Raw genomic sequence first — 26579 nt, 5'->3', positions numbered from 1 at the left:
CGGCGGGGCGAGGGCTCGCACCATCGGAGCATGGACCTCCCCGTGATGCCGCCGGTCGACCCGATGCTGGCGAAGGCCGTGCCCGAGATCCCGCCGGGCCTGCACTACGAGGCGAAGTGGGACGGCTTCCGGGCCGTGGTGTTCCGGGACGGCGAGGAGGTGGAGGTCGGGAGCCGGACGGGGAAGCCGCTGACCAGGTACTTCCCCGAGCTGGTGGCGGCCTTCCGGCGGGAGCTGCCTCAGCGGTGCGTGCTGGACGGGGAGATCGTGATCGCCCACGACGGGCGGCTGCACTTCGAGGAGCTACTGGAGCGGATCCACCCGGCGGCCTCCCGGGTGCGGACGCTGGCCGAGCGCACCCCGGCGAGCTACGTGGCCTTCGACCTGCTGGCGCTGGGGGCGGAGAAGTACGCCGACCGACCGCTGGCCGAGCGGCGGGCCGCGCTGGTCGAGGCGCTGGCCGGGGCCAGGCCGCCGGTGTTCACCGCGCCCGCGACCACGGACCTGGAGCTGGCGAAGGTCTGGTTCGCGCAGTTCGAGGGGGCGGGTCTGGACGGGGTGGTGGCCAAGCCGCCGGACCAGCCGTACCGGCCCGGGGCGCGGACCATGTACAAGATCAAGCACGCCCGGACGGCCGACTGCGTGCTCGCCGGGTACCGGGAGCACAAGAGCGGGCCGGTGGTCGGCTCGCTGCTGCTCGGGCTGTACGACGGGGCCGGGCAGCTCCAGCACGTCGGGGTCAGCGCCTCCTTCCCGATGGCCAAGCGGCGCGAACTGGCCGAGCAGCTCCAGGTGTTGCGGCTCGACGACCTCTCTGGGCACCCGTGGGCCGCCTGGGCCGAGGAGAGCGCGCACGAGAGCGCCCGGCTGCCCGGGGCGCAGAGCAGGTGGACGGGCGGGAAGGACCTGTCCTGGGTGCCGCTGCGGCCTGAGCTGGTCTGCGAGGTGGCGTACGACCACATGGAGGGCACCCGGTTCCGGCACACCACGCAGTTCCGCCGCTGGCGGCCGGACCGGACGCCGGAGAGTTGCACGTACGAGCAGCTTGAGGAGCCGGTGGGCTACGACCTGGCCGAGCTGCTGCCCGGGAGCTGACGGAGCGTCAGGCGGGCGGGGTGTAGCGCCAGACGAGGTCGATGCCGATCTCGCCCGAGGTGGTCGGCTCGACCGGGTTGCGCTCGTGGACGACGTAGCCGAGGCGGCGGGCCACCGCGCCGCTGCGGGTGTTGGCCTCGTCGGTCACGATCGTGGTGTAGCGCACGCCCGGGCGGGCCAGGGCCAGCTCGGTGAGGGCACGGGCCGCGCGGGTCATGTAGCCGTGGCCGGTGGCGGCGGGGTGCAGCCAGTAGCCGACCTCCAGGCCGGCCGGGTCGTCCTCGGGCGCGCGGCGGAAGAAGGAGGAGTTGCCGATCAGGCGGCCGCCGGCGACCACCGCGTAGTTGAAGGCGGTGCCCTCCCGCCAGCCGGTCTCGGCGCGGTCCAGGTAGGCGATGGTCGCCTCCCGGCTGTGCTGCTCGACCCAGGGCATCCAGGGGCGCAGGTGCTCCAGGGAGCCGTCGATCAGCTCGATCAGGCTGTCGAGGTCCCGCTCGGGCACCCAGCGGCGCAGGGTCAGGTCGCCGAGGTCGACGAGGTCGGGAGGAAGTTGTTCCATGACGGGATCCTGGTGGGGCGCGCGGGGGTGGTGCAAGGGCATTTCGGCGGAGCCGAGCTGACGGAGTGCCGCCGCGCGTCCGCCGTCCGGGTGAGGGTCGGCACGTCTGCCGCCCGGCCGGGCCGCAGCTCGGGCAGGATCGTGAAGCATTGCTGTGGCGGCCGTTAAGAATTCCTCGATGGACCGCACCCCCTCCCACCAGGCAGATTGCACAGTGCCCCGGCCGTGCGGCCCGAGTCGTACGGCCGGGATGCCAGCCCCCTTGCAGGCCGCTCCCGACCCATACCGGGGCGCGGCCCCGTCTTGCGTCAGGAGCCCCCGCCGTGAAGGCACTCGTCAAGCAGAAGGCCGAGCCCGGGCTCTGGCTGACCGATGTCCCGATGCCCGAGATCGGCCCCGGCGAGGTGCTGATCAAGGTGCTGCGCACCGGCATCTGCGGCACCGACCTGCACATCCGCAAGTGGGACGGCTGGGCCCAGCAGACCATCAAGACGCCGCTGACGCTCGGTCACGAGTTCGTCGGCGAGGTGGCCGAGCTCGGCGCCGGCGTCACCGACATCGCGGTGGGCGACCTGGTCAGCGGCGAGGGCCACCTGGTCTGCGGCAAGTGCCGCAACTGCCTGGCCGGCCGTCGCCACCTGTGCCGCAACACGATCGGCCTGGGCGTGAACCGCGACGGCGCCTTCGCCGAGTACGTGGCGCTGCCCGCCTCCAACGTCTGGGTGCACCGGGTGCCGGTCGACCTGGACGTGGCCGCGATCTTCGACCCGTTCGGCAACGCCGTGCACACCGCGCTCTCCTTCCCGATGGTCGGCGAGGACGTGCTGGTCACCGGCGCGGGCCCGATCGGCATCATGGCCGCCGCCGTGGCCAAGCACGCCGGCGCCCGGCACGTGATGATCACCGACGTCAGCGACTACCGCCTCGACCTGGCCCGCAAGGTCGGCGTCTCGCTGGCCGTGGACGTCTCCAAGCACTCCATCGAGGAGGGCCAGCAGAAGCTCGGCATGCGCGAGGGCTTCGACGTGGGCCTGGAGATGTCGGGGCGCCCCGAGGCGATGCAGTCGATGATCGCCAACATGACCCACGGCGGCAAGATCGCCATGCTCGGCCTGCCCGCGGACGACTTCGCGGTGGACTGGGCCCGGATCGTGACCTCGATGATCACCATCAAGGGCATCTACGGCCGCGAGATGTTCGAGACCTGGTACGCGATGTCGGTGCTCCTGGAGGGCGGCCTCGACCTCAGCCCGGTGATCACCGGCCGGTACCCCGCAGCAGAGTTCGACGCCGCGTTCGACGAGGCCGCCAGCGGCCAGTGCGGCAAGATCATCCTCGACTGGACCGTCTGAACCCCCTTTAAGGAGAACGATGTTCGACTCTGTCCGCGAGGACGTCGCCGCCACCCTCGCCGAGATCACCGAGGCCGGGCTGTTCAAGCCCGAGCGGGTGATCGGCACCCCGCAGAGCGCCGCCGTCACCGTGACGGCGGGCGGCCGTCCGGGTGAGGTGCTCAACTTCTGCGCCAACAACTACCTCGGCCTGGCCGACCACCCCGAGGTGCTGGCCGCCGCCAAGGACGCGCTGGACCGCTGGGGCTACGGCATGGCCTCGGTCCGCTTCATCTGCGGCACCCAGGACGTGCACAAGGACCTGGAGCAGCGCCTCTCGGCCTTCCTGGGCCAGGAGGACACCATCCTCTACTCCTCCTGCTTCGACGCCAACGGCGGCGTCTTCGAGACCCTGCTCGACGAGCGCGACGCCGTCATCTCCGACGCGCTCAACCACGCCTCGATCATCGACGGCATCCGGCTCAGCAAGGCCCGCCGCCACCGCTACGCCAACCGCGACCTGGCCGACCTGGAGAAGCAGCTCCAGGACACCCAGGACGCCCGCCGCCGGCTCATCGTCACCGACGGCGTGTTCTCGATGGACGGCTACATCGCCCCGCTGCGCGAGATCTGCGACCTGGCCGACCGCTACGACGCGATGGTCATGGTGGACGACTCGCACGCGGTGGGCTTCGTCGGCCCCGGCGGGCGCGGCACCCCCGAGCTGCACGGCGTGATGGACCGGGTGGACATCATCACCGGCACCCTGGGCAAGGCCCTCGGCGGCGCCTCCGGCGGCTACGTGGCCGCCCGCCGCGAGATCGTCGCCCTGCTGCGCCAGCGCTCGCGCCCGTACCTGTTCTCCAACTCGCTGGCGCCGGTGATCGCCGCCGCCTCGCTCAAGGTGCTCGACCTGGTCGAGCAGTCCACCGAGCTGCGGGAGAAGCTGGCGGCCAACACCGCGCTGTTCCGCACCAAGATGACCGAGGCCGGCTTCGAGATCCTGCCGGGCGAGCACCCGATCGCCCCGGTCATGATCGGCGACGCGGCGAAGGCCGGCCGCCTGGCCGAGCTGCTGCTCGAGCGCGGCGTCTACGTGATCGGCTTCTCCTTCCCGGTGGTGCCGCACGGCGCGGCGCGGATCCGCGTCCAGCTCTCGGCCGCGCACTCCACCGAGGACGTGGAGCGGGCCGTGGCGGCCTTCGTCGACGCGCGGGCCGCGCTCGGCGAGTAGGACTTCCGGGCGCGCCGCGCTCGGCGGGCAGGACTGGGAAAAGGCTCCGAACAGGGCCCTGAGCAGGGCCTTCGGGCAGTCTGCGGCGGCATATGCCGGGGGCCGGGGGCCGGTCGATACCGTTCCGATGCGAAGTCGGTATGGGAACGACCGGCCCCCGAAGTCTTTATGGGGCCCATACTGATCGAGATGACCAGGACAGCCGCAGCCCGGCACTCACTGCCCACCAGTCCCTTCAAGGCCCAGCCCGTGGCCGCGATCGAAACCTACGAGGTCGGTGACCGCGTCAGCCATGACCGGCACGGACTCGGGCGGATCGTCTCCGTGGACGGCACCGCCGCGGTGATCGTCTCCTTCGGCGAGCAGCGCCTGCGCTGCGCCAGCCCGTTCAGCAAGCTCGTCAAGCTCTGATCCCCCCGGGGCCGCCCCTCGGGCTGCCGAGGCCGTCGGGAACGGTCCCGGCGGCTGGCAGAATGAGTGGGTGATCGACGCTAGACGGCTGCGGACGCTTCGCGCCGTGGCCGACCACCGCACCGTGACGGCCGCCGCGGCCGCGCTCTACCTGACGCCCTCGGCGGTCTCGCAGCAGTTGGCCGCCCTCGAACAGGAGACCGGCCACCACCTGCTCGCCCGCGACGGGCGGGGCGTCCGGCTGACCGCGGCCGGGGAGATCCTGCTGGTCCACGCCGACGCCGTGCTCGCCCAACTGGAGCGGGCCGAGGCCGACCTCGCCGCGTACGGAGCCGGGGCGGCCGGCGAGGTGACGGTGGCGGCCTTCGCCACCGGCATCACCCTGGTGCTCGCCCCCGCGATAGCCGCGCTCGGCTCCGCCGCGCCCGGCCTGCGGCTCAAGGTGCTCGACGCCGAGGGCGACGCCAGCCTGCCCATGCTGCTGGACAGCCGGGCCGACATCGCGGTGGCCGTGGAGTACCGCGGCGCGCCGCGCGCCGACGACCGGCGGCTGACCCGGGTGCCGCTCTACGCCGAACCCTTCGAGGCCGTCCTCCCGCTCGGCCACCGCCTGGCCGGCGGCACTGGCCCGGTGGCCGTGGCCGACCTGGCGGCCGAACCCTGGATCGGGCCCTACCCCGGCAACCCCTGCCACGACGTGGTGCTGCTGGCCTGCGAGCACGCCGGGTTCCAGCCGCGCCTGGTGCACTCCTCCGACGACTTCCGCGCCGTGGTCGCGCTCGCCTCGGCCGGGGCCGGGGTGGCGCTGGTGCCGCGCTCCGCGCTGCGCGGGGTTGAGCTGGAGCGGGTCGCGGTGCGGCCGGTGGACAGCGAGTTGGCGATGCGGCGGGTGTTCGCGGCGGTGCGCAGCGGGGCGGAGGAGCACCCGCTGATCCGGCCGGTGCTGGAGGCGCTCACGACGGTGGCGGCGGGGGTCGTCTGAGCCGCCATCCGGTCAGGCCGGCAGCGGGGTGTCCCAGTCGAGCAGGCGGCGGAGGTCCTCGTCCACGCGGGTCGGGGGCTGCTGGGAGTCCTGTGGGGCGGGATTGTTGCTGTTGCGGCTGGCGGTGAGGCGGGCGCTGGCGGCCATGTTCTGTTCGGCGCGGGGGCGGCGGTGGTGCTCGTAGCGGGCCAGGGCCGTGTCGATCTCGGGCGTGTCGCGCAGGGCCTTGGCGAGCACGAGGGCGTCCTCCAGGGCCATCGAGGCGCCCTGGCCGGTGGCCGGGGAGGCGGCGTGGGCGGCGTCGCCGATCAGCACGGTGCGGCGGCCGCGCCAGCGGGTGCCGGGCGGCAGGTGCAGGGCGTTGGTGACCATCAGCTCCTCGCCGGTGCCCGCGACGATCTCGGCGCAGGGGGTGGCGTCGGGGCGCAGCAGCGGTACGAGGCGGTCGCGGGAGTGGGCAGGGGTGGTGGCGGCGCGCTCCGCCGCCTCGGCGGGCGGGCCGGGCACGCGGGCGAACCAGAAGGTCTCGTCGGCGGGGGAGACCAGGTAGCCGAAGGCCACCCGGCTGCCCCGGACCATGGTGATCAGGCCCTCGGCGGTGACGGGCGGCGGGGTGGCCGTGCTGTACCCGTAGAAGACCTGCTGACCGGCGTACTCCGGCCCCGGGCCGGTGGGGGAGAGGTGACTGCGTACGGCGGAGTGCAGGCCGTCGGCGCCGACCAGGAGCTCGCCGGTGGCGCTGGTGCCGTCGGCGAAGTGCGCGGTCACCGTGTCGGCGGTCTCGGTGAAGGAGGTGAGGCGGGCGGCGTGGTGCAGCGGGATCCCCTGCCGGGCCACCTCCGCCTGGAGGACGGCCCCGAGCTCGGCCCGGCGCAGGCAGCGGTAGCGGGTGAGCGGGTGCCCGTGCTCCCCGAGCGGCATGGCGGCCAGTTCGCTGCCGCCCTCGTCCAGCAGGCTCAGCCCGGTCACGTCGAAGCCGATGCCGGCCACCGCCTCGGCCGCGTCGAACCCGGCCAGCGCGAGCATCCCGTTGCTGGCCAGGGTCATGAACGCCCCGATGTCCTCGCCGCTCTGCGGATGCGCCTCGTACACCACGGGTTCGTGCCCGGCCTTGTGCAGTGCCAACGCCGCCGCCGTACCGGCGATCCCGCCCCCGACGATCACGATCCGCGCCATCTGCCACCCCTGGTCGTATCCGCACCATCGCCGACGGGCCCCATCCTCGCAGAGCGGCGGGGCGGTGACGGGTGGTCGACGGTGGGTGAGGTGCGAATCGTCCGGAACTCGCTGGTCAGGGCGGGGCGATGGGTGCCGTACTCTGTGGCGCGTCGTTCCAGCAAGATCGCGCATCGGAGAGTCCTTCTTGAGTACCGTCAAGCCCGTCCAGTTGGCCTTCCGGATGCTGCGTGACCATCGCCGCCTGGTGGTCTTCCCGCTGCTCAGCGCAGCCGCGCTCGTGGTGATATCGGGTGCCGTGGCGGTGCCGGTCTTCCTGCGGGAGCGGGCCGGCTCGTCCTCGCAAGCCGTCGAGGCGGTCGTGGTGGGCCTCGGCTACCTGCTGCTCGGGTTCCTGTTCACCCTCTCCGGGGCCGCGATGATCTGTGCCGTCGACGACGTGCTGCGGGGTGAGCCGGCCAGGATCGGCGCGAGCTACGCGCGGGCCGCGCGGCGCTGGTGGCCGCTGCTGGGGTGGAGCCTGCTGAGCACGACGGTGCTGCTGCTGATCCGTCAGCTGGAGCGGGTCCCGGTGGTCGGCTGGATCCTGGACGCGCTGTTCAGCGCCGCCTGGGCCGCCGCCACCTACCTGGCGCTGCCGGCCATGATGATCGACGGCCTCGGGGTGGCGGAGGGCACTCGTCGGTCGGCGCGGATGCTGCGCGAGACCTTCACCCGGCAGGTGTATGGCTCGCTCTGGATCGCGCTTCCCCTGATCTTCGCGGTCTTCCTCGGCTTCGCGGCGTTCATGGTCGGGCTGGCGTCGAACCGGCTCGGGCCCGCCGTGGCGGGCGGGGTGGTCGCGGCGCTGGTGCTGGCGGGCGCGCTGCTGGTGGGAGCCACGGTCTCCACGATCTTCCGCACCGTGCTCTACCGGGACGCCGCGCAGGCCGCCTGAGGCGCCGAACGGCCGCACACCCGCCCGTCGAGGACCGACGGGCGGGCGTGGGGTGAGGTGGGGCGGCGTGGGGTCAGTAGCGGGTGGTCACGGTGACGCCGCTGAAGTCGGTCTGAGCGTAGAGGCTGAGGTAGCGGTAGCCCGCCGTGGTGTTGGTGACGGTGAGGGACTGGGTGGTGCCGGGCTTGGTGGAGGAGGCGGTGTAGGCGCTGGGGGTCGCCCAGTTGGAGGGGTTGTAGAAGAGGTAGGCGGTGCCGGTGCCGCCGGTGGTGGTGATGGAGAGGGTGGTGGTGCCGGCGGGGAGGTAGAGGTAGAGGTAGTCGAGGTTGCCGGCCGTGGCGCTCTGGTTGGCGCGGTAGCAGTTGCGGTCCATCACGCGGGTGTCGGCGGCGGTGCAGGGGGTGGCGGTCCCGGCGGAGCTGACGGTGACCGGCTTGGTGGCGGTGGCGGTCTTGCCGTTGCTGTCGGTCACGGTGAGGGTCACGGTGTAGGTGCCGGCCGCGGCGTAGGTCTTGCTCGGCGAGGTGGCCGTGGAGGAGGTGCCGTCGCCGAAGGCCCAGGACCGGCCGGTGATGGTGCCGGTGCCCGACTCGGTGGAGCGGTCGGTGAGTTGGACGCTCAGGCCGGAGACGGCGGCGTCGAAGGCGGCCGTCGGGGTGCCGGTGGTGGAGCCGCCGGCGTTGCAGGCGCCGGCCGCGCAGGCGGTCAGCCAGGAGTCGAAGTCGGCGTCGTAGGAGGTGCCGAGGGAGTTGTAGACCGCGTAGCCGCCGGTGTAGTCGCCGGTGCGGAAGTGCGAGAGCATCGCGGCGATGTCGGCCGGGTGGCGCTCGACCATGTACCGGACGGCCAGGTAGCCCCAGTAGTAGATCCGGGTGACGTCGCTGTTGTCGTAGGTGTTCTGGAACAGCGTGCTCAGCCGGTAGGTGTGGGCGGCCGCCGCGTTGACGGCGCCGGTGTCCGTGACGCCCCGGTAGGTGTACGAGACGTACTCGGCCACCCCCTCGATCCACCAGACGTCCGGGACGGCGATCTCCTGGGAGAAGGTGCCCTTGGTGTCGTAGCGGGCGTCCAGGGCGTGGGTGTACTCGTGGTTGAGGTTCCAGATCCGGGCGGTGAAGCCGTCGTCGGAGGAGTCCCGGTAGGTGATCGAGATCGGCTGGTTGCCCGGTACGGTGGGGTCACCGGTGAGCGTGATGCCGCCGTTGTTGGTGTCCACGTCGTAGATGGCGCCGGCGTAGGTCTGGTAGTCGGCGCTGCTGGCGAAGGTCACCAGCTGCAGCGAGGACTCGTACTGGCCGGGGATCGGGCCGTTGTCCTTGACCAGGTTGTGGAAGAACGGGTCCTGCTGCTGGAGGCTGGCGCAGACCGCGCCCAGGTCGGCGGCGGTGAGGTCCTGGGCCAGCAGGCTGTGGGTGGCGTCGCAGTTGCGGTTGACGGTGAGCACCGCGGCCGTGAGTTGCTGGGCCAGGTTGCAGACGCCGTAGTAGGAGCACTGGGCCTGGTCGTAGTAGTTGGCCAGGTTGGCCACCCCGACCCAGAGCGGGGCCGTCGGGCCGGTCATCGCCGAGGCGTTCAGCAGGCCCTTGGCGAGCGGGCGGACGGTGGTCTGGAAGGTGGTGTGCTCCAGGAAGCGGGCGGTCTCCAGGCCGGCGTTGGAATCCAGGAAGGAGTTGGCGGTGCCGAGCAGGTCGCGGTGGTTCAGCGCGAAGGAGTCGAGCGTGTTGACGATGCTCGGGTCGGCCGTCACCGCCGTCACGAAGTCCGGGTTCTGGTGGCCTCGGTAGAGCGGGGTGAAGACGTCGTTGACGAAGTTCACCAGGTACCAGGAGCCGTTGTAGGTGGCCGGGGTGTAGGCGTTCAGCACCTGCTGGTAGGTCTTGAGGTACCGGCCCTGGAGGTTGGCGCTGTCGGTGAGCACGGTGGCCTCGCCGGCGATCTGGCCGTTGGCGTCGGTCACGTCGGAGAAGTGCGCGCTCGCCACGAAGGCGTCCAGGCCGGCCGCCACCGCGTTGGCGAGGGTGGCGTCGTAGGCGCCCACGTCGGCCGAGTCGTAGAACTGCACGTAGTAGCCGGCGCGGAGGAAGAGCACGAGCTGCAGGATGCCGGCCGAGTCGTCGCCGGTGTAGCGGGAGGCCAGGCCCTGGAAGGCGTTCGCCACGGCCAGCATCTGGCTCTCGCGGAAGACCCCGCCCGCGTTCGAACCCGTGACGGAGAACAGGGTGTTGACGCAGTCGGTGGTGGAGGCCTCGACGAAGGAGGCCAGCGCGGAGCCCGTCCGGCTGCTGAAGTCGGCCGGGGTGCAGGAGGCCGCCGCCGCGCGGGCGGCGGCCAGGGGGGTGCTCAGGGTGGCCGGGGCCACCGAGCGGTGCGGCGGCAGCTGGGCCGGGGTGAGCCGGTGCTGCTGGGCCGGGGCCGGGCTGGTGGTGGCGGTGGTGCGGGCCCCGCTCGGGGGCAACAGGCCTGCCACGGCGGCCGGTTGGGGGTGGGAGCCGGGCTGCGCCGTGGGGGTGGCGAGCGCCGGGGTGGCGAACAGGGTGACCAGGGCGGTGCTGAGCACGGCCAGGGCCGTCTGGAATCTGGGCGCGCGAATGCGCTGACGCATCATCACTCCTAGGAGGGCGTCGTCGAGTTGCGCCGAGGTGGGGGAAAAGCAGGCGCGAGATGCACGGTCTCACGCTGTCGGTGGCTGTTCAATACCGTGTGACATGCCATATGACGGGATGAGGCCATACCATCCGAGGCGCAACGCGGGGCGGCCGGCACCCGAGGGGTGCCGGCCGCCCTGTGGCTGAGCAGGTGTCAGCAGGGGAAGGTGCCGCTGTACAGGGCGTGGCCCGAGGAGGAGCTGCCGGAGCCGAAGCCGTAGCTGCCGTCGTCCGACCAGACGGCCTCGCGGGAGCCGTTCACACAGGTGGAGGCGGGCGCGAGGGCGAATCCCTCCAGGTTGTCCACCGGCATCACGGCGGGGTTGGTGTAGGCCACGTCCGGCACGATCGCGCCGTTCGCGTCGACCTTCAGGAAGGTGTGGGTCTCGCCGCAGGTGTTGTCGCAGGTGGCGACGATCCGCTGGGTGCCGGCGTCGAAGGTCACGTCCATCACCGAGGCCTCGCCGGTGGCGATGGTGCCGAAGGTGGTGAAGCCGCCGTCCGAGTTGAGGCCGTAGACGTGCAGGGTGCCGTCCCACTCCAGGCCGGCGAAGTAGAGGCCGGAGCCGTGCAGCGGGTAGTTCGCCGGGTTGTAGGCGGCGTGGGTCAGCGGGTCGACCCAGCCGTTGGCGGTCAGCCAGCTGTCCGGCACGTAACCGACGCCCTCGAAGCCGAGGTTGGCGTCGTCCTTGCTGCCGGTGTTCAGCTGCGGGAACTGCGCCGTCATGTCCCACTGGTGGACCGGGGTGAGCACCGAGCCGGTGGCCGCCGGGTCGAACTCCATGACGGTGTCCTTCGGCACGGTGTTGTTGGCGTTGTCACGCTCGGAGGTCACGTAGAGGTGGCCGCCCGGGCCCACGGTCAGGCCCTCGGAGTCGGGCTGGCCGGTGCCGCCCGCGAAGCGGATCTGCTTGCCGGTGGCGCTCCAGGAGGCGTCCGGGATCCACTTGCCGTTGCTCTTGACCAGCTTGAAGAGCCAGTTCTTGTTCTTGGCGGCCCAGAGCACCGAGGGGTTGGCCGGGTCGAAGGCCAGACCGCTCAGGTCGCGGCCCTCGGGGCCGGTGGAGGTGGTGAAGGCGCAGACGTCGTCGGCGATGGTGACATCGAGGCCGCCGGGCCAGGGCAGGGTGCCGGCCGGGGCGGAGCCGGTGCCGGAGGGGGCCTCCGGGGTGCAGCCGCCGGTGAGCGCGCCGCCGCCGCCGAGCAGGTGGCCGGTCGGGGTGCCGCCGCCACCGCCGCCGCTGCCGGAACACGAGTTGACCGCACCGAGGGTGGCGGTGGTGGCGGTCCGGAAGGAGCCGCTGCCGGTGCCGCAGCGCTCGGTCGAGGGGGAGGCGCCGCCGGTGGCCCAGGTGACGGAGTCGACGGTGGTGCCGTTGCCGTCGCGGAGGAAGAGGGAGTCGGCGCTGCCCAGGCCCAGGGCCGAGTCGAAGGTGACGTACCCGCCGGCCGGGATGACGGTCGCGCTCGGGGCGGAGGCGGCGACCGAGGCCGGGGAGTGCGTGGTGTCGTTGTCCACGTACGTCCAGGAGCCGAGGTCCACCGCGCCGGGGCCCGCGTTGTAGAGCTCGACGGTGTCGGTGCCGTCCGAGGTGACCTCGTTGATCCGGACGCTGCGCGAACCGGCCGGGCAGCCGACGGCGTTGGCGGCGCCGAAGGTGGTGGCGGTGGCGGTGACCCAGCCGCCGGTGCCGTCGCCGCCGCAGCGGGCGATGGCCGGCTTGGCCTGGCCGGTGGCCCAGTCGACCCGGTCGACCACGGTGCCGCCGGCGGTGTAGAGCACCACCTTGTCGGTGTCGCCCAACCCCTTGGGCGAGTTGAAGGTGACATAGCCGCCGGCCGGGATGCTGGCTGAAGAGGGGCTGAAGGACTGGGGTGAGAAGCTGTCGTCGGACATCTTCCAGCCACTGATGCTCACCGCGGTCGAGCCGGCGTTGTACAGCTCCACGGTGTCGCTGTTCGACGAGGTGACCTCGTTGATCCGGACGTTCTGGTAGCCGGCCGGGTCGGCGGCCGCCGCCGGCTGGGCCGCGAGGAGGCCGGTGGCGAGGAGGCCGGAGAAGGCCAGGGCCGTGGCGCAGACCGAGGCGAGGCCGGCTTGCGAGCGAGAGGTAGGCATGGGCCCGAACTCTGCTGACCCAACGTGGAGGCGGGGTGTACGGCGCGGAACGGCTCGCCGAAGCCCACGTAGCATGTCGCACGATACGACGAACCCACTGCGCGGCGACGGTGCCGTGCGCTGAGGAGGCACCTCCATGCAAGCCCGGAAGATCGGCGCGGTCGCCGCGACAGCGGTGGCGGCACTGGCAGCCCGCGATCTCCTCCAGAAGCGGCACGCGCTGCTCCGGAACTTCCCCGTGGTCGGCCACGCCCGGTACCTGTTGGAGACGATCGGGCCGGAGCTGCGGCAGTACATCGTGACCTCCAACGAGGAGGAGCGCCCGTTCAGCCGGGACCAGCGCAGCTGGATCTACGCCTCCGCCAAGGAGGAGAACAACTACTTCGGCTTCGGCACCGAAGTGGACGTGGAGCACGTCCAGGGCCACGCCTACCTCAAGCAGCGCACCTTCGCCGACGCGCTGCCCGACCTGCACGACCCGCAGGCCGCGCTGCCCTCGGCCAAGGTGCTCGGCGGGCCGCGCGGGCGGGCCGGGGCGTTCCGGCCGACCAGCGTGGTCAACGTCTCGGCGATGAGCTTCGGCTCGCTCTCGGGGGCCGCGATCACCGCGCTCAACAAGGGCGCGGCGCAGGCCGGCAGCATGCACAACACCGGTGAGGGCGGCCTCTCCCCGTACCACCGCAGCGGCGGCGACCTGGTGCTCCAGCTGGGCACCGCGTACTTCGGCTGCCGGAACGAGGACGGCAGCTTCAACCTCAGCAAGCTCAAGGACGTGGTGGCCGGCGCGCCGGTCAAGGCGATCGAGATCAAGCTCTCGCAGGGCGCCAAGCCGGGCCTGGGCGGCATGCTGCCCGGCGCCAAGGTGACCCAGGAGATCGCCGACATCCGCGGCATCCCGGTGGGCAAGGACTGCGCCTCGCCGTCCCGGCACACCGCGTTCTGGGATGTGGACTCGATGCTGGACTTCGTCGAGCTGCTGGCCACCGAGACCGGGCTGCCGGTCGGGGTGAAGAGCGCGGTCGGCGAGCAGGGCTTCTGGCAGGAGCTGGCCACCCTGATGGCGCGCCGCGACCGGGGCGTGGACTTCGTGACGGTGGACGGCGGCGAGGGCGGCACCGGCGCGGCGCCGCGGATGTTCGCCGACTCGGTGGCACTGCCGTTCCGGATGGGCTTCTCCCGGGTCTACGGCACCTTCGCCGAGCTCGGGCTCACCGACGAGCTGACCTTCATCGGCTCGGGCAAGCTCGGCCTGCCCGAGAACGCGGCGGTGGCCTTCGCGCTGGGCGCCGACATGATCAACGTAGCCCGGGAGGCGATGCTGTCGATCGGCTGCATCCAGGCGCAGAAGTGCCACACCGACAAGTGCCCGACCGGCATCGCCACCCAGAACCCGTGGCTGGCCCGCGGTCTCGACCCGGCCTCCAAGGCCGACCGGGCCGCCAACTACCTGCGCACGCTGCGCAAGGAGCTGCTCAAGGTCTCCTCGGCCGTGGGGGTCGCCCACCCCGGGCTGATCACCCCGGCCGACGTGGAGATGCTGAACGGGGACTACGAGGCCCGTCCGCTGGCCGAGGTGTACGGCTACCAGGCGGGCTGGGGCGAGCTCAGCACGCAGCTGGCCAAGGAGATCACGGCCCTGATGACCGAGGGCTGAGCCCCGCCCGCTGCTCGTGGGCGGCCCGCGCGTTCAGTGGCCCATCGCCGCGCCGCCGTCCACCGGGAGGACGGCGCCGGTGATGAAGCCGGCCTCGGGCGAGGCCAGGAAGCGGACGGCGGCGGCCACCTCCTCGGGCCGGGCGAGCCGGCCGAGGGGGGTGTCCGCCAGGATGGCGGCCTGCCGGCCCTGGCTCAGGCCGGCGATCATCGCGGTGTGGGTGAGGCCGGGGGAGACCACGTTGACGGTGACGGCCCGGGGGCCCAGCTCCCGGGCCAGCGAGCGGGCGAACCCGATCAACCCCGCCTTGGCGGCGGCGTAGTTGGCCTGCCCGGTCTCGCCGCGCAGCGCGACCGCCGAGGAGATCAGCACGATCCGTCCGCCGCGCGCCCGGACCATGCCCCGGGCGGCCCGCTTCACCACCCGGAAGACCCCGGTCAGGTTGGTGTCCAGGACGGAGGTGAAGTCCTCCTCGGTCATCCGCAGCAGGAGTTGATCCTTCGTCATGCCGGCGTTGGCGACCAGGACTTCCACCGGGCCCTGCACCCGCTCGACCTCGGTGACCGCCTCGTCCACCTGGGCCGGGTCGGTCACGTCGCAGCGCACCGCGAGCAGCCCCTCGGGCGGGTCGGTGCGGCAGGTGACGGCGACCGTGTCGCCCGCCTCGGCGAGCGAGCGGGCGATGGCCAGCCCGATGCCCCGGTTGCCGCCGGTGACCAGGACGGATCTCGGCACCGCCGTCACCCCGCCTGCGGCGCGGCGCGGCGGGCCAGCAGCCGCTCGCGCTGCTCGACGAACCGGGCGGCCTTGGTGTCCAACAGGGCCATGAAGTCCGCGAGTTCCTCGCGGGCCCGCTCGCCGTCGCCGGAGAGGTCGGTGCGGTCGAAGACCTTCCAGAACCGGAGCACCGGCATGATCACCTCGTCGTGGTGCAGCCGCAGGTCGTAGATGCCGGCCTTGGCGATGGCCACCGAGCTGCGGGCGAAGTCGGCCTCGCCGCTGCCCGGCATCTCGAAGCCGAGCACCTCGTCCCGGATGGCCTGCACGGTCTGGTTCGGGCGCAGCTCCAGGGCGGCGTTCAGCAGGTTGCGGTAGAAGACCATGTGCAGGTTCTCGTCGGTGGAGATCCGGGTGAGCAGCCGGTCGGCGACCGGACAGCCGGTGGCCCGGCCCGTGTTGCGGTGCGAGACCCGGGTGGCCAACTCCTGGAAGGAGACGTAGGCGAGGTCGTGGACGGCGGTGTCGCCGCGCTTGGTGTAGCCGGCCCGCATGTGGGCCATCCGGCGGTGCTCCAGCTCCACCGGGTCGACGCCCCGGGTGACCACCAGGTAGTCGCGCAGGGCGATCCCGTGCCGGGCCTCCTCCGCCGTCCAGCGGTGCACCCACTCGCCCCAGGCGCCGGCCGTGCCGAAGACGGCGGCGATCTCGCGGTGGTAGGAGGGCAGGTTGTCCTCGGTCAGCAGGTTGATGATCATCGCGGCCTTGGCGACCGGGTCCAGCCGGGAGTCCTCCGGCCGCCAGTCCGCACCGCCCAGTAAGGCGAAGTCCCGGCCCTCGCTCCACGGCACGTAGTCGTGGGGCATCCAGTCCTTGGCGGCGGTCAGATGGCGTTCGAGATTGGTCTCGACCACCGATTCGAGTTCGTGAAGGAGTTCCAGGTCACGCAGATCGAGCGCGTCCGGGATCATGGTGCCTCCGGTCGATGGAGAGCGCTGCCGAACGATTCGAGCGCTCGCAGTGGTGGACATTCAATCGAATCGTCGGACGATCTCAAGGGATGGTCGCCGATCGTGGTCTGCTGTTCGCACTGCGTACACCGGGGGTTGCATGAGCATCGGAAATGGACGGCTTGCCTGACGCCGGATCATGCTGCTAGCTTGCAGCCGACTTGGGATTGGCAAGCGATCCGAGATCGCACGAGAACTGCCCGAGCTGAGGGCGAGTCCCGTTCCACGCTGCTGACTGCCGATCCATCAGGCGCTCCCCGCCAGGGGGAATGCGCCGCTCCGATTCATCCCCGAGCCCTGCGCGTCTTCGCCGTGCCGTGGATCGTCCGGAGAAATGGATTCGTACACGACTGGGTCGATCGACTCCGTCGGCGATGGTGGGAAAGCGAGATCTCATGGGAATCCTGGCCGGAAAACGAATACTGGTCACCGGTGTGCTGACCAGTGACTCGATCGCCTTCCACGTGGCGCGGCTCGCGCAGGAGCAGGGGGCGGAGGTGGTGCTCACCGGGTTCGGCCGCCTCAGCCTGGTGGAGCGGATCGCCAAGCGGCTGCCGACCCCGGCGCCGGTGCTCGAACTGGACGTGACCGACCAGGAGCACCTGGACTCGCTGGCCGACCGGGTGCGCGAGCACGTGGACGGGCTGGACGGGGTGGTGCACGCGATCGGTTTCGCGCCGATCGAGGCGCTGGGCGGCAACTTCCTGCACACCGAGTGGAAGGACGTGTCCACCGCGCTGCACGTCTCCACCTACTCGCTCAAGGCGCTGGCCATGGCCACCCTGCCGCTGCTGCGCGAGGGCGGCTCGATCGTCGGCCTGGACTTCGACGCCACCGTGGCCTGGTCCTCCTACGACTGGATGGGCGTGGCGAAGGCCGGCCTGGAGTCCTGCTCGCGGTACCTGGCCCGGCACCTGGGCCCGCAGGGCATCCGGGTCAACCTGGTCGCGGCGGGCCCGCTGCGCACCATCGCAGCCAAGGGCATCCCCGGCTTCGAGGAGTTCGAGTCGACCTGGGACGAGCGCGCGCCGCTGGGCTGGAAGGCCGCGGAGATCGAGCCAACCGCCCGGACGGCCGTCGGCCTGCTCTCCGACTGGTTCCCCGCGACCACCGGCGAGATCGTGCACGCCGACGGTGGTTTCCACGCGATGGGTGACTGACCGGTAGGTGACCGGCGTCCGAACAGCATCTGCACGTTCTCGTCAACTGTGCTCGCTGGTAAGGGAATTCGTCATGATGCCAGAGGCGCTGATTCGCCGTTCCATCGACTCCATCGACCCGAAGTTCGACACTCGACGGTGAGGAATCCGGTGCGCGACATCGCGATCGTAGGAATGGGCTGCCGCTTCCCCGGTGCGCAGAACCCCCAGGAGTACTGGCGGTTGCTGCTCGGCGGGCAACGGCAGTTCCGCTCGGTGCCCCCGGAGCGGTGGGACCACGCCGAGTACTTTGACCCGACCGACTTGCGGGGCGCCAAAGGCTCCTACACCGACCGGATCGCGGTGATCGAGGGCGTCGACCAGTTCGACGCCGCGCACTTCCGGATGTCCCCGCGCCGGGTGCAGAACATGGACCCGCAGCACCGGCTGCTGCTCCAGGTCTCCCGCGAGGCCCTGCAGGACGCCGGCTGGGAGCGCCGTCCGTTCGACCGCGCGACCACCGGCGTCTTCTTCGCGATGAGCAGCGCCGAGTACGCCGAGTTCACCCCCGACCTCAAGCAGATCCAGCCCTTCGCGGTGCCCGGCACCCTGCTCAACATGGCCGCCGCCACGGTCAGCCAGTACTACGACCTCGGCGGGCCCAGCTTCACCGTGGACGCCGCCTGCTCCTCCAGCCTGGTCGCGCTCTACGAGGCCGTCACCCACCTGCGGGCCGGCCACTGCCGGGAGGCCGTGGTCGGCGGCGCCTACCTGGCGCTCGCACCCAACGGCCTGGTCGGCTTCGCCAAGGTCGGCGCGCTCTCCCAGGCCGGCGTCTGCCGGCCCTTCGACCGGCGGGCCGACGGGTTCGTGCTCGGCGAGGGCGTCGGGGTCGTGGTGCTCCGGCCGCTGGAGGAGGCGCTGGCCGCCGGTGACCGGATCTACGCCGTGGTGCGCGGGGTCGGCGCCTCCAACGACGGCACTACCGACGGGCCGATGACGCCCCGTCAGGAGGGCCAGGAGGTGGCGCTGCGGCGGGCCTACGCCGATGCCGACTGCACGCTCGGGTCGGTCGGCTTCCTCGAGGCGCACGGCACGGCGACGGTGGTCGGCGACCGGACCGAGCTGGAGGCGATCAAGGCCGTCCGGAGCACCGGGGAGGACCGGGGCGAGGCGTATCTGTCCTCCGTCAAGAGCATGATCGGGCACGGGCTGAGCGCGGCCGGGATGGCCGGGCTGATCAAGGCCGCCCTGGTGCTGCACCACGGCACCGTCGTGCCCCAGCCCGAGACCGAGGTGGACCCGGCGGTCGGCCTGGCCGAGGCCGGGCTGCGGATCGCCGAGACCCCGGTGCCCTGGCCCGCCGAGGGGGCGCCTCGTCGGGCCGGGGTGAACAGCTTCGGCTTCGGCGGCACCAATGTGCACGTGGTGCTGGAGGACGCGCCGCCGGTGGCGCCGGTGGCGGAGGTGGTGCGGCCGGAGCTGTTCCTGCTGTCGGCCGGTACGCCCGCGCTGCTGGCCGAGCACCTCGGGCAGGTGCTCGCCGAGCTGGAGCGCCAACCCGAGGCGACACTCCAGGAGTTGGCCTGGACGCTGGCGCAGCGTGCGCCGCTGCCGGCCCGGCTGGCGGTGGTGGCGGCCGGGTTCGACGAGCTGCGGGAGAAGCTGAGGCAGGCTCAAATGCTGCTGGCTGAGCGTAAGTTGGGTGTGTTGGGCGCGGCCGGGTACGCGGGCAAGGCGCCGCTGCCGGTCAAGAAGCGGTCGGTGGCCTTCCTCTTCCCCGGCCAGGGCAGCCAGCGGCCCGGCATGCTGGGCGACCTGTACGAGCGGTTCGCCCCGCTGCGCGAGCGGGCCGAGGCGCTGGACGGGGTGCTGCGCGAGCAGGCCGGCTTCTCCGCGCTGGAGGCGGTGTACGGCCCCGAGGCGGCGACCGAGGCGGGCCGGGCCCGGCTGACCGGCACCGACGTCTGCCAGCCCGCGCTCGGCCTGCTCGGGCTCTCGGTGGCCCGGCTGGTCGAGGAGTGCGGGGTGCGGGCCGATCTGACCCTCGGCCACAGCGTGGGCGAGTTCCCGGCCGCCGCCGTGGCCGGGGCGATCGAGGACCGGGCGGCCGTCGCGCTGCTGGCCACCCGGGGCCGCCGGATGCGGGTCGCCGAATCCGAGGGCCACGGCGGCATGCTGGCCGTCCGGGCCGGGGCCGAGCGGGTCGAGGCGCTGCTCGGTGGCGTCGAGGGCGCCTGGGCCAGCTGCTGGAACCACGCGGGCCAGACGGTGGTCAGCGGCACTCCCGGCGGGCTCGCCGAGACCGCCCGCCGCTGCGCCGCCGAGGGCATCGGCACCCTGCGCCTGGAAGTCTCCAACGCCTTCCACTCGCCGCTGCTCGCCGGCACCCGGGCCGGCATCACCGCCGACCTGGCCGGCACTCCGCTGACCGCCCCCTCCTTGACCTTCGTCTCCTCGGTCAGCGGCGCCGAGTGCAGTGACCCGGAGCGGATCCGGGAGCTGTGGGCCGAGCACGCGCTGGCGCCGGTGCGGTACGCCGAGGCGGCAGCGGCCGCCGGTGCGGCGGGGGCCCGGATCTTCGTCCAACTGGCCGGTGGGCGTGGCCTGCTCTCCAACACCCGGCAGAACCTGCGGGAGGTGGAGGGCGCCCACTACGTCGCCCTCTCCGGCGATGCCCCCGACGAGGCCCGGACCTTCCTGGCCGGCCTCGGGCAGCTTGCGGTGCTCGGCCTGCCGGTGGACCTGACCCCGCTGTACGAGACCCGGCCCCGGCTGCTCTCGCTGCCGCCGTCGCCGCTGCGGACCCGCCGGTACTGGGTCGACCCGCAGGTGGTGCGGGCTGCACCCGGCCCGGTGGTCGAGCCCGCGCCCGAGCTGCCGCAAACCCCCGTGCACGTGAAGGAGCAAGCCGTGAACGAGGTCGTATCCCTGATGCGCGAGCAGCTCGCGATCCTGCGGAGCCTCGGCGTGGCCGAGGCGGCGCCGGCGGGCGCGATACCGGCCACGGCCGTGGCGGCGGTGCCGGGCGCTGCCGCGCCGGCGGCCACCGGGCAGACGGCCGTAGTGGCGCCGGCTGGTGGCGCGCCGGCACCGGCTGCGCCGCCGGCCTCCGCTGTGCCGGGGGCCGGTGAGCGGGCTGCCATCCGCAGTGCCGTGCTCGGCCACATCGCGCGGATCAGCGCCTTCCCGGTGGAGCAGCTGCACGAGGACAGCCTGGTGGTCCAGGAGCTCGGCTTCGACTCGCTGATGCTGACCGAGCTGCTGGGGTCGGTGCAGCGGAGCTGGCCGCAGCTCGCGGGCAAGCTGGTGCCCGGCACGATCGCGCCGAGGCCGACCGTGCGGGAGATGGTGGACACCCTCGCGAAGCTGCTGGGCGTCGAGGTGGCGCCGGTGGAGGTGCCGACCGCGGCTGCGGCCGGGGCGGTGGTGCAGGAGAGCCGGATCGAGGACTTCCCCGAGGCGCGGGCGCTGGCCGCGCAGATAGACGAACCCGGCACCCGGAACCCGTACTTCCTGCTGCACGAGGGCACGGCGACGGCCAACACCCGGATCGAGGGGCGCGAGCTGGTCTGCTTCTCCAGCTACAACTACCTGGGTCTGTCCGGGCACCCGGCGGTCAAGGAGGCCGTCACCAAGGCGCTGGACGCGTACGGGAGTTCGGTGTCGGCCAGCCGGTTCCTCTCCGGGGACCGGCCGGTGCACCGGGAGTTGGAGGGGGAGCTCGCCACGCTGCTGGGCACCGAGGACGCGATCGTCATGGTGAGCGGGCACGCGACCAACGTCTCGGTGATCGGGCACCTGCTCGGGCCGGGCGACCTGGTGGTGCACGACGAGCTCGCGCACGACAGCATCCTGCAGGGCTGCAAGCTCTCGGGTGCCCGCCGACTGCCCTTCCCGCACAACGACATGCGGGCCCTGGACGAGCTGCTCACCCGGGCCCGGGCGCAGTGCCGCCGGGCGCTGATCGTGGTCGAGGGCGTGTACAGCATGGACGGCGACCTGGTCGACCTGCCGAAGCTGATCGAGGTCAAGGAGAGACACGGCGCGCTGGTGCTGGTGGACGAGGCGCACAGCATCGGCACCATCGGCAAGAACGGCGGCGGGGTCGGCGACCACTTCGGGGTGGACCGCTCCAAGGTCGACCTCTGGGCCGGCACGCTCTCCAAGTCGCTCTCCAGCTGCGGCGGTTACGTCGGCGGCTCGGAGGCCGTGGTGCGCTACCTGAAGTACAGCGTGCCGGGGTTCGTCTACAGCGTCGGCATGACGCCGCCGAACACCGCCGCCGCGCTGGCCGCCATCCGGCTGATGCGGGACGAGCCCGAGCGGCTGGAGCGGCTGCGGGCCAACGCCGAGCTCTTCCTGGCCGAGGCCCGGGCGGCCGGCCTGGACACCGGGCCGAGCTCCGGCTCGCCCGTGGTGCCCTGTGTGGTCGGCGATTCGGTGCTGACGCTGAAGCTGGCCGAGGCGCTGTTCGACCGGGGGATCAGTGTGAACCCGATCATGTACCCCGCCGTGCCGGAGGCCGAGGCGCGGCTGCGCTTCTTCATCACCTCCGAGCACACCGAGGAGCAGATCCGCACCTCGGTGGCGGTGGTCGCCGAGGAGCTGCGGCGCCTGCGCGCCGCCAACTGACGCTGGATTAAGACCGCCACGAGGAAGAGGGAGCTGGTTGCCGTGGGTTCGAAACCGCCGTTGGCGCTGCGCAGGTCGCGCCTGGTGCTCTGGGTCAGCCTGGTGCTGCTGGTGCTGAGCGGAGTGCTGGCGGGCGGGGCCTCCGGGGCGATGAAGAGCGGCGGGTTCGACGACCCGGCCTCGGATTCGGCCCAGGCGGCCCGGCTGCTGGCGGCCGAATTCCCGTCCGGGCAGGCGAACTTGGTGCTGCTGGTGCAGAACCAGCAGGGCACGGTGGACGACCCGCAGGCCGCTGAGGCCGGCAAGCACCTGCTGGCCACCTTGGCCGGCGAGCCGGGGGTCCATCTGGTGGCCAGCTACTTCACCGCGGCCGACCCGAGCCTGCGCTCGGCGGACGGCCACAGCGCGCTGACCACCGTGAACGTGAACGGTGACGAGGACGCCGTGGCCAAGGCCACCACCCGCCTGCACGAGCGACTGGCCGAGGAGAGCGGGCCGTTGACGGTGAGGTTCGGCGGGGTGGCCCAGGTGACCAACGACCTCACCGACCAGACCGACAACGACCTCGCGCTCTCCGAGGCGGTCGCCCTGCCACTGACCCTGATCCTGCTGTTCTTCGTCTTCCGGGGCGTACTGGCCGCGCTGCTGCCGCTGTTCATCGGCCTGCTGTCGATCTCCGGCTCGCTGGCCGTGCTCCACGGACTGGGCCGGCTCACCTCCGTCTCGGTCTTCGCGGTCAACCTGACCTCGGCGCTCGGCCTCGGCCTGGCGGTGGACTACAGCCTGCTGATCGTCTCGCGCTACCGGGAGGAACGGGCCGGCGGGCTGCCGGGGCCGCAGGCGCTGACCGCCACGCTGCGCACGGCCGGGCGCACCGTGGTCTTCAGCGGGGCGATCGTGGCGGCGGTGCTCAGCACCCTGCTGGTGTTCAAGCAGTACTTCCTGAGCTCCTTCGCCTACACCGGCGTGGCCGTGGTGGTCATCACGGTGCTCTGCGCGCTGCTCCCGCTGCCGGCCGCGCTGCTGCTGGTCGGCGACCGGATCGACAGGTGGAGCCTGGCCGGGCGGGCCAAGGAGCAGCCGGAGGTGGCGGACCGCCGCTGGGGCCGGATCGCGGGGGCCACCATGCGGCGGTCCTGGCTGACCGGCGGGCTGGTGGTGGCGCTGCTGCTGGCGATGGCCTGGCCGCTGGCCAAGGCGCAGTTCGGGGTGCCGGACGAGCGGGCGCTGCCCCAGGGCTCGGAGAGCAGGGTGGTGGCCGAGCAGGCACGCGGCCACTTCCCCGGCGACGTGGCCGGCACGCTCTCGCTGGTCGGCCCGGACTGGCCGGGCGGCGAGGGGCTGGCCGAGTACGCGGCCCGGCTCTCCGCCGTGCCGCACGTGACGGCGGTGACCAGCGCCGCCGGGCGGTACGAGCACGGCAGCCGGACCGCCCCGGCGGGCCCGGACCTGACGGCCGGTGCGGCCACCCTGCTGGTGGTCGACCACGACGTGGTGCCGTACTCCCCGGCCGGCGAGCAGCTGGTCAAGCAGGTGCGCGCGGTCGCGGTGCCCGGTGGTCACCGGGTGTTCGCCGGCGGGCTGCCCGCGCAGTACCTCGACGTGACAGCCTCGATCGGCGACCGGTTGCCGCTCGGCATCGGCCTGGCCACCCTGCTCACCCTGGTGCTGCTCTGCCTGGCCACGGGCAGCGTGCTGCTGCCGCTCAAGGCCGTGGTGTTCAACACGCTGGGGCTCGGCGCGGTGCTCGGGGCGATGGTCTGGGTGTTCCAGTCCGGGCACCTGGCGAGCCTGTTCGGCGTCACCCCGGCGCCCATCGCGGTGACCATCCCGGTGCTGCTGCTCTGCATCGCGTACGCGCTCTCGATGGACTACGAGATGTTCGTGCTCTCGCGGATCAAGGAACGCTACCGGGCGAGCGGAGACCCGTACCTCAGCGTGCGGGAGGGCCTCGGCGGCAGCGGGCCGATCATCACCGCCGCCGCCGCGATCCTCGCGGTCTCGTTCTTCTCGACCGCCATCTCCGGCGTCTCGCTGGCCAAGCTGTTCGGCCTCGGCACCGGGCTCGCGGTGATCCTCGACGCGGTGCTGGTGCGCGGGGTGCTGGTGCCCGCCTTCCTCCAGGTCTTCGGTGCCGCCGCCTGGTGGGCGCCGGGGCCGGTGAAGCGCCTCACCGAGCGGATCTCGGGAGCCGTGGGAGAGCACTGACCCCGGTAACGGCAACAGGAACGACAACCCTCAGTAACGACGTGCTCAGAACGACGACCGAGGAGAGATCGTGGAACTTCCCCAGGCGAGTCTGGTCACCGCCACCGGCGTGCGGACGGCGCAGGAGCTGACCGCCGACGCGCTCAGACTCGCGGCCGTGCTGCGCGAGACCGGCGTCAGAGCCGGCGAGCGCGTGCTGCTCAAGACCGACAACTCGCCGTCCATGGTGACCGCCCTGCTCGCGCTGATGCACCTCGACGTGTCGATCGTGCTGCTCGACGACCGGCAGACCGGCGTCGAGTGCGCCCGGGCCGCCACCCTGACCAAGGCACCGTGGGCCGTCTCCCGCGAGCCGGAGACGGTGGCCCCGCACACCCGGACCCTGCCGATCGAGCTCGGCCCCGAGCAGTCGAGGCAGCCCGAACTCGTCGACGAGAAGCTCGACTTCACGGCGTGGGAGGGCCGCACCGACGCCCTGATCACCTGGTCGTCCGGCTCCACCGGGCTGCCCAAGGGCATCGTCCGCTCCGGCCGGGCGCTGCTCGACGACCTGGAGCGCTCCCGGGAGCGGATGGGCTACCAAGCGAGCGACGTGATGCTGCCGCTGGTGCCGTTCTCGCACTTCTACGGCCTCACCCTGGTGCTGACCTGGTGGCGACTGGGCTGCACGCTGATCGTCACCCCGACCAACCGGCTCGACCAGGCGCTCAAGCTGGGCTTCGAGAACGGCGCGACGGTGGTGGACGCCACCCCGTCCACCCTGCACAGCATCCTCAACCTCACCGAGCGCCGCCCGCAGCTGCTGGTCGAGCTGACCACCGTGCGCCTGTGGTGCGTCGGCGGCGCGCCGCTGAGCAGCACCTTCGCGGCCAGGTTCGCCACCACCTTCGGCCTGCCGGTGCTGGACGGCTACGGCAGCAACGAGGCCGGCAACATCGCGCTGGCCAGCCCGGAGAACCCGGACGGCTGCGGGCAGCCACTGGCGGGCGTGGAGGTGACCATCGTCGACGCCGACGGGCGCCCGGTGCCGATCGGCAACACCGGCGAGATCATCGTGCGCAGCCCCGCGATGATGGTCGGCTACCTGGCCGAGGACGGCAGCATCGCCCGCTCCGGGGACGGCGCCTACCGCACCCAGGACCTCGGCTACTGGGACACCAAGGGCAACCTCTACGTGGTGGGCCGCAAGTACGCGGTGCACCGCCTGGGCCACACCCTCTACCCCGAGTCGATCGAGCGCCGGGCCGAGGCCTGCGGCCGGCCGGTGAAGATCGTCGCGCTGGACGACGAGCGGCGCGGCTGCCAGCTGGTCTTCGTGGTGGCCGACCCGGACGGCGCCGGGGCCCAGCAGTGGCGCCGCGAGATCGACGCGCTGCTGCCCTCCTACGAGCAGCCCAACAAGGTGCTGGTGGTCGAGCAGTTCCCGCTGAATGCCAACGGCAAGCCCGACATGGTGGAGCTGCGCCGCCTGGCCGGCGAGGCCAGCGGCGACCGGGCCGCCCGGCCGGTGGTGCCGGTCTCCGCGCTGGTCTCGGCCGGGGTGCCGCTGCCCGACCGGGTGCGGGCCGTGCACGACATGATCGCCTTCCTCAAGGAGCAGCCCGAGGAGGTGGCCGGGATCCTCACCGAGATCTCCGTCCGCAAGGCCGTGGACGAGGAGATCGAGGCCTCCATCGCCACCCTGGAGGGGGTGGTGGACGAGCTGATCCGCAACCGCCCCAAGCGGGTCGGCCGGCTGGCCGGCTTCATGTCCTCCAACATCATCCTCTACACCTACGTGCTGCACGCCGTGGTGCCCGCGCTCTTCACCGAGCGGATCTCACTGCGCGCCTCCAGCCAGGTCGCCGCCCAGACCCACCGGCTGCACGAGCTCTTCGCCCCCGTGCACGGCCTGCCGATCGAGCTCTCCACGCTCAACCAGCGCCAGTTCGTCAGCGGCCCGGCCGCCGAGGCCGACGTGGTGGTCTTCACCGGCGCGTACAACAACGCCGAGGACCTGCGCCGCAAGCTCCGCCGCGACCAGCTGATGCTCTTCTTCGGCCAGGGCATCAACCCCTTCGTGGTCGGCCCCGAGGCCGACGGCGAGCGGGCCGTGGAGGACGCGATCCGGATCCGGCTGCACAACTCCGGGCAGGACTGCTTCGGCCCGGACGTGTTCTTCGTGCACGCCGCCGTCCAGGACCGCTTCGTCCACGGCCTCACCAAGCGCCTCGCCGAGCAGCGCCACGGCGCCTACCGCGACCCGGACGCCGACTACGGCGCCCTGCACTACGACTCCGCGCTGCGCGCCACCGCCGAGTTCCTGCTGCGCAACCGGGAGTACGTGGTGCACGGCGGCGAGGTGGACTTCCGGACCGGTCTGGTCACCCCGACCGTGTTCCTGCGCGACATCGACGACCCGCTGGACATCAGCGAGTTCTTCTCCCCGCTGTTCAACGTGGTGGTCTACGAGGACGCCGAGCAGCTGGAGAAGCTGCTGTTCTCGCCGTACTTCGCCGAGCGGTCGATGGGCGCGATGGTCTACGGCAGCGAGGAGGCCCTGGTGGCCAAGCTGCGCGAGCGGCACACCGTCGCCGTCAACCGCACGCTGCTGGACGTGGACAACGGCAACCACGCGTTCGGCGGCCGGGGCGTGATGGCCAACTACGCGGCGTACCAAGGGAAGCGCAACGCCGAGCCGTTGCTGCTCTCCAAGGCCGTCGCCCAGTACGGAATCGGAGTCTGACC

At 72.2% G+C, this 26579-nt stretch carries 17 protein-coding genes; 11 read left to right on the top strand and 6 right to left on the bottom strand.

The features are described from left to right. Positions 1-30 precede the first annotated feature (30 nt). Positions 31-1095: an ATP-dependent DNA ligase gene (locus tag CFP65_RS01520; RefSeq protein ID WP_104814388.1), complete on the top strand. Its 1065-nt coding sequence runs from the start codon at positions 31-33 to the stop codon at positions 1093-1095. 7 nt (positions 1096-1102) lie between these two features. On the opposite strand, the gene CFP65_RS01515 is transcribed toward CFP65_RS01520, so the two are convergent. Further along, a complete protein-coding gene (locus tag CFP65_RS01515) occupies positions 1103-1654 on the bottom strand; it encodes a GNAT family N-acetyltransferase (RefSeq protein ID WP_158701963.1) in 552 nt (183 codons plus the stop codon). Between the two features lie 323 nt (positions 1655-1977). Between CFP65_RS01515 and tdh the strand changes: the two genes are divergently transcribed. From tdh to CFP65_RS01495, 4 genes are all read left to right on the top strand, one after another. Beyond that, positions 1978-3006, top strand: a complete 1029-nt coding sequence (gene tdh / locus CFP65_RS01510; protein ID WP_104814386.1) for an L-threonine 3-dehydrogenase — start codon at positions 1978-1980, stop codon at positions 3004-3006. A gap of 19 nt (positions 3007-3025) precedes the next feature. Further along, a complete protein-coding gene (locus tag CFP65_RS01505) occupies positions 3026-4219 on the top strand; it encodes a glycine C-acetyltransferase (RefSeq protein ID WP_104814385.1) in 1194 nt (397 codons plus the stop codon). Positions 4220-4408: 189 nt separating this feature from the next. Continuing rightward, a complete protein-coding gene (locus CFP65_RS01500) occupies positions 4409-4630 on the top strand; it encodes a hypothetical protein (RefSeq protein ID WP_104820563.1) in 222 nt (73 codons plus the stop codon). 70 nt (positions 4631-4700) lie between these two features. Beyond that, positions 4701-5612 carry a LysR family transcriptional regulator gene (locus CFP65_RS01495; RefSeq protein ID WP_104814384.1) on the top strand — a complete coding sequence of 304 codons (912 nt, stop codon included), beginning with the start codon at positions 4701-4703 and terminating at the stop codon, positions 5610-5612. A gap of 12 nt (positions 5613-5624) precedes the next feature. Here CFP65_RS01495 and CFP65_RS01490 read toward each other — a convergent pair whose 3' ends face one another. Continuing rightward, positions 5625-6788 (bottom strand): NAD(P)/FAD-dependent oxidoreductase, encoded by a 1164-nt coding sequence (locus CFP65_RS01490; RefSeq protein ID WP_104814383.1) that lies wholly within the window; start codon positions 6786-6788, stop codon positions 5625-5627. A gap of 187 nt (positions 6789-6975) precedes the next feature. Between CFP65_RS01490 and CFP65_RS01485 the strand changes: the two genes are divergently transcribed. Next, positions 6976-7725, top strand: coding sequence for a DUF6159 family protein (locus CFP65_RS01485; RefSeq protein ID WP_104814382.1), 750 nt, complete (start codon positions 6976-6978; stop codon positions 7723-7725). A 73-nt stretch (positions 7726-7798) separates the two neighbouring features. On the opposite strand, the gene CFP65_RS01480 is transcribed toward CFP65_RS01485, so the two are convergent. Beyond that, a complete protein-coding gene (locus CFP65_RS01480) occupies positions 7799-10327 on the bottom strand; it encodes a collagenase (protein WP_104820562.1) in 2529 nt (842 codons plus the stop codon). 197 nt (positions 10328-10524) lie between these two features. Next, positions 10525-12489, bottom strand: a complete 1965-nt coding sequence (locus CFP65_RS01475; RefSeq protein ID WP_104814381.1) for a lamin tail domain-containing protein — start codon at positions 12487-12489, stop codon at positions 10525-10527. A 136-nt stretch (positions 12490-12625) separates the two neighbouring features. Between CFP65_RS01475 and CFP65_RS01470 the strand changes: the two genes are divergently transcribed. Beyond that, positions 12626-14143 carry an FMN-binding glutamate synthase family protein gene (locus CFP65_RS01470; protein WP_104814380.1) on the top strand — a complete coding sequence of 506 codons (1518 nt, stop codon included), beginning with the start codon at positions 12626-12628 and terminating at the stop codon, positions 14141-14143. 33 nt (positions 14144-14176) lie between these two features. Here CFP65_RS01470 and fabG read toward each other — a convergent pair whose 3' ends face one another. Together fabG and CFP65_RS01460 are read right to left on the bottom strand one after the other, a co-directional pair. Beyond that, a complete protein-coding gene (gene fabG / locus CFP65_RS01465; RefSeq protein ID WP_104820561.1) occupies positions 14177-14878 on the bottom strand; it encodes a 3-oxoacyl-ACP reductase FabG in 702 nt (233 codons plus the stop codon). A gap of 5 nt (positions 14879-14883) precedes the next feature. Beyond that, positions 14884-15831: an acyl-ACP desaturase gene (locus CFP65_RS01460; RefSeq protein WP_104814379.1), complete on the bottom strand. Its 948-nt coding sequence runs from the start codon at positions 15829-15831 to the stop codon at positions 14884-14886. A 434-nt stretch (positions 15832-16265) separates the two neighbouring features. On the opposite strand from CFP65_RS01460, the gene fabI reads away from it, so the two are divergent. From fabI to CFP65_RS01440, 4 genes are all read left to right on the top strand, one after another. Continuing rightward, positions 16266-17030, top strand: a complete 765-nt coding sequence (gene fabI, locus CFP65_RS01455; RefSeq protein ID WP_104814378.1) for an enoyl-ACP reductase FabI — start codon at positions 16266-16268, stop codon at positions 17028-17030. A gap of 150 nt (positions 17031-17180) precedes the next feature. Then, positions 17181-21644 carry a type I polyketide synthase gene (locus tag CFP65_RS41985; RefSeq protein ID WP_217368121.1) on the top strand — a complete coding sequence of 1488 codons (4464 nt, stop codon included), beginning with the start codon at positions 17181-17183 and terminating at the stop codon, positions 21642-21644. Between the two features lie 42 nt (positions 21645-21686). Then, entirely contained in the window at positions 21687-23852 is a 2166-nt protein-coding gene (locus CFP65_RS01445) for an MMPL family transporter (protein ID WP_158701962.1), read from the top strand. A gap of 70 nt (positions 23853-23922) precedes the next feature. Then, the gene (locus tag CFP65_RS01440) at positions 23923-26577 is read left to right on the top strand and encodes an aldehyde dehydrogenase family protein (protein ID WP_104814375.1); all 2655 of its coding nucleotides are present in this window, start codon (positions 23923-23925) and stop codon (positions 26575-26577) included. Positions 26578-26579: the final 2 nt, after the last annotated feature.

Origin of the sequence: Kitasatospora sp. MMS16-BH015 (assembly GCF_002943525.1) — a bacterium.
GTDB lineage: Bacteria > Actinomycetota > Actinomycetes > Streptomycetales > Streptomycetaceae > Kitasatospora.
This window is presented reverse-complemented; position numbering and strand designations above follow the sequence as displayed.

Excerpts from the sequence above, each read along its gene's own strand:
- CFP65_RS01520 (WP_104814388.1), top strand. The coding sequence starts at position 31 with ATGGACCTCCCCGTGATGCCGCCGGTCGACCCGATGCTGGCGAAGGCC.
- CFP65_RS01515 (WP_158701963.1), bottom strand. The coding sequence starts at position 1,654 with ATGGAACAACTTCCTCCCGACCTCGTCGACCTCGGCGACCTGACCCTG.
- CFP65_RS01505 (WP_104814385.1), top strand. The coding sequence starts at position 3,026 with ATGTTCGACTCTGTCCGCGAGGACGTCGCCGCCACCCTCGCCGAGATC.
- CFP65_RS01500 (WP_104820563.1), top strand. The coding sequence starts at position 4,409 with ATGACCAGGACAGCCGCAGCCCGGCACTCACTGCCCACCAGTCCCTTC.
- CFP65_RS01490 (WP_104814383.1), bottom strand. The coding sequence starts at position 6,788 with ATGGCGCGGATCGTGATCGTCGGGGGCGGGATCGCCGGTACGGCGGCG.
- CFP65_RS01480 (WP_104820562.1), bottom strand. The coding sequence starts at position 10,327 with ATGCGTCAGCGCATTCGCGCGCCCAGATTCCAGACGGCCCTGGCCGTG.
- CFP65_RS01475 (WP_104814381.1), bottom strand. The coding sequence starts at position 12,489 with ATGCCTACCTCTCGCTCGCAAGCCGGCCTCGCCTCGGTCTGCGCCACG.
- CFP65_RS01470 (WP_104814380.1), top strand. The coding sequence starts at position 12,626 with ATGCAAGCCCGGAAGATCGGCGCGGTCGCCGCGACAGCGGTGGCGGCA.
- CFP65_RS01460 (WP_104814379.1), bottom strand. The coding sequence starts at position 15,831 with ATGATCCCGGACGCGCTCGATCTGCGTGACCTGGAACTCCTTCACGAA.
- fabI (WP_104814378.1), top strand. The coding sequence starts at position 16,266 with ATGGGAATCCTGGCCGGAAAACGAATACTGGTCACCGGTGTGCTGACC.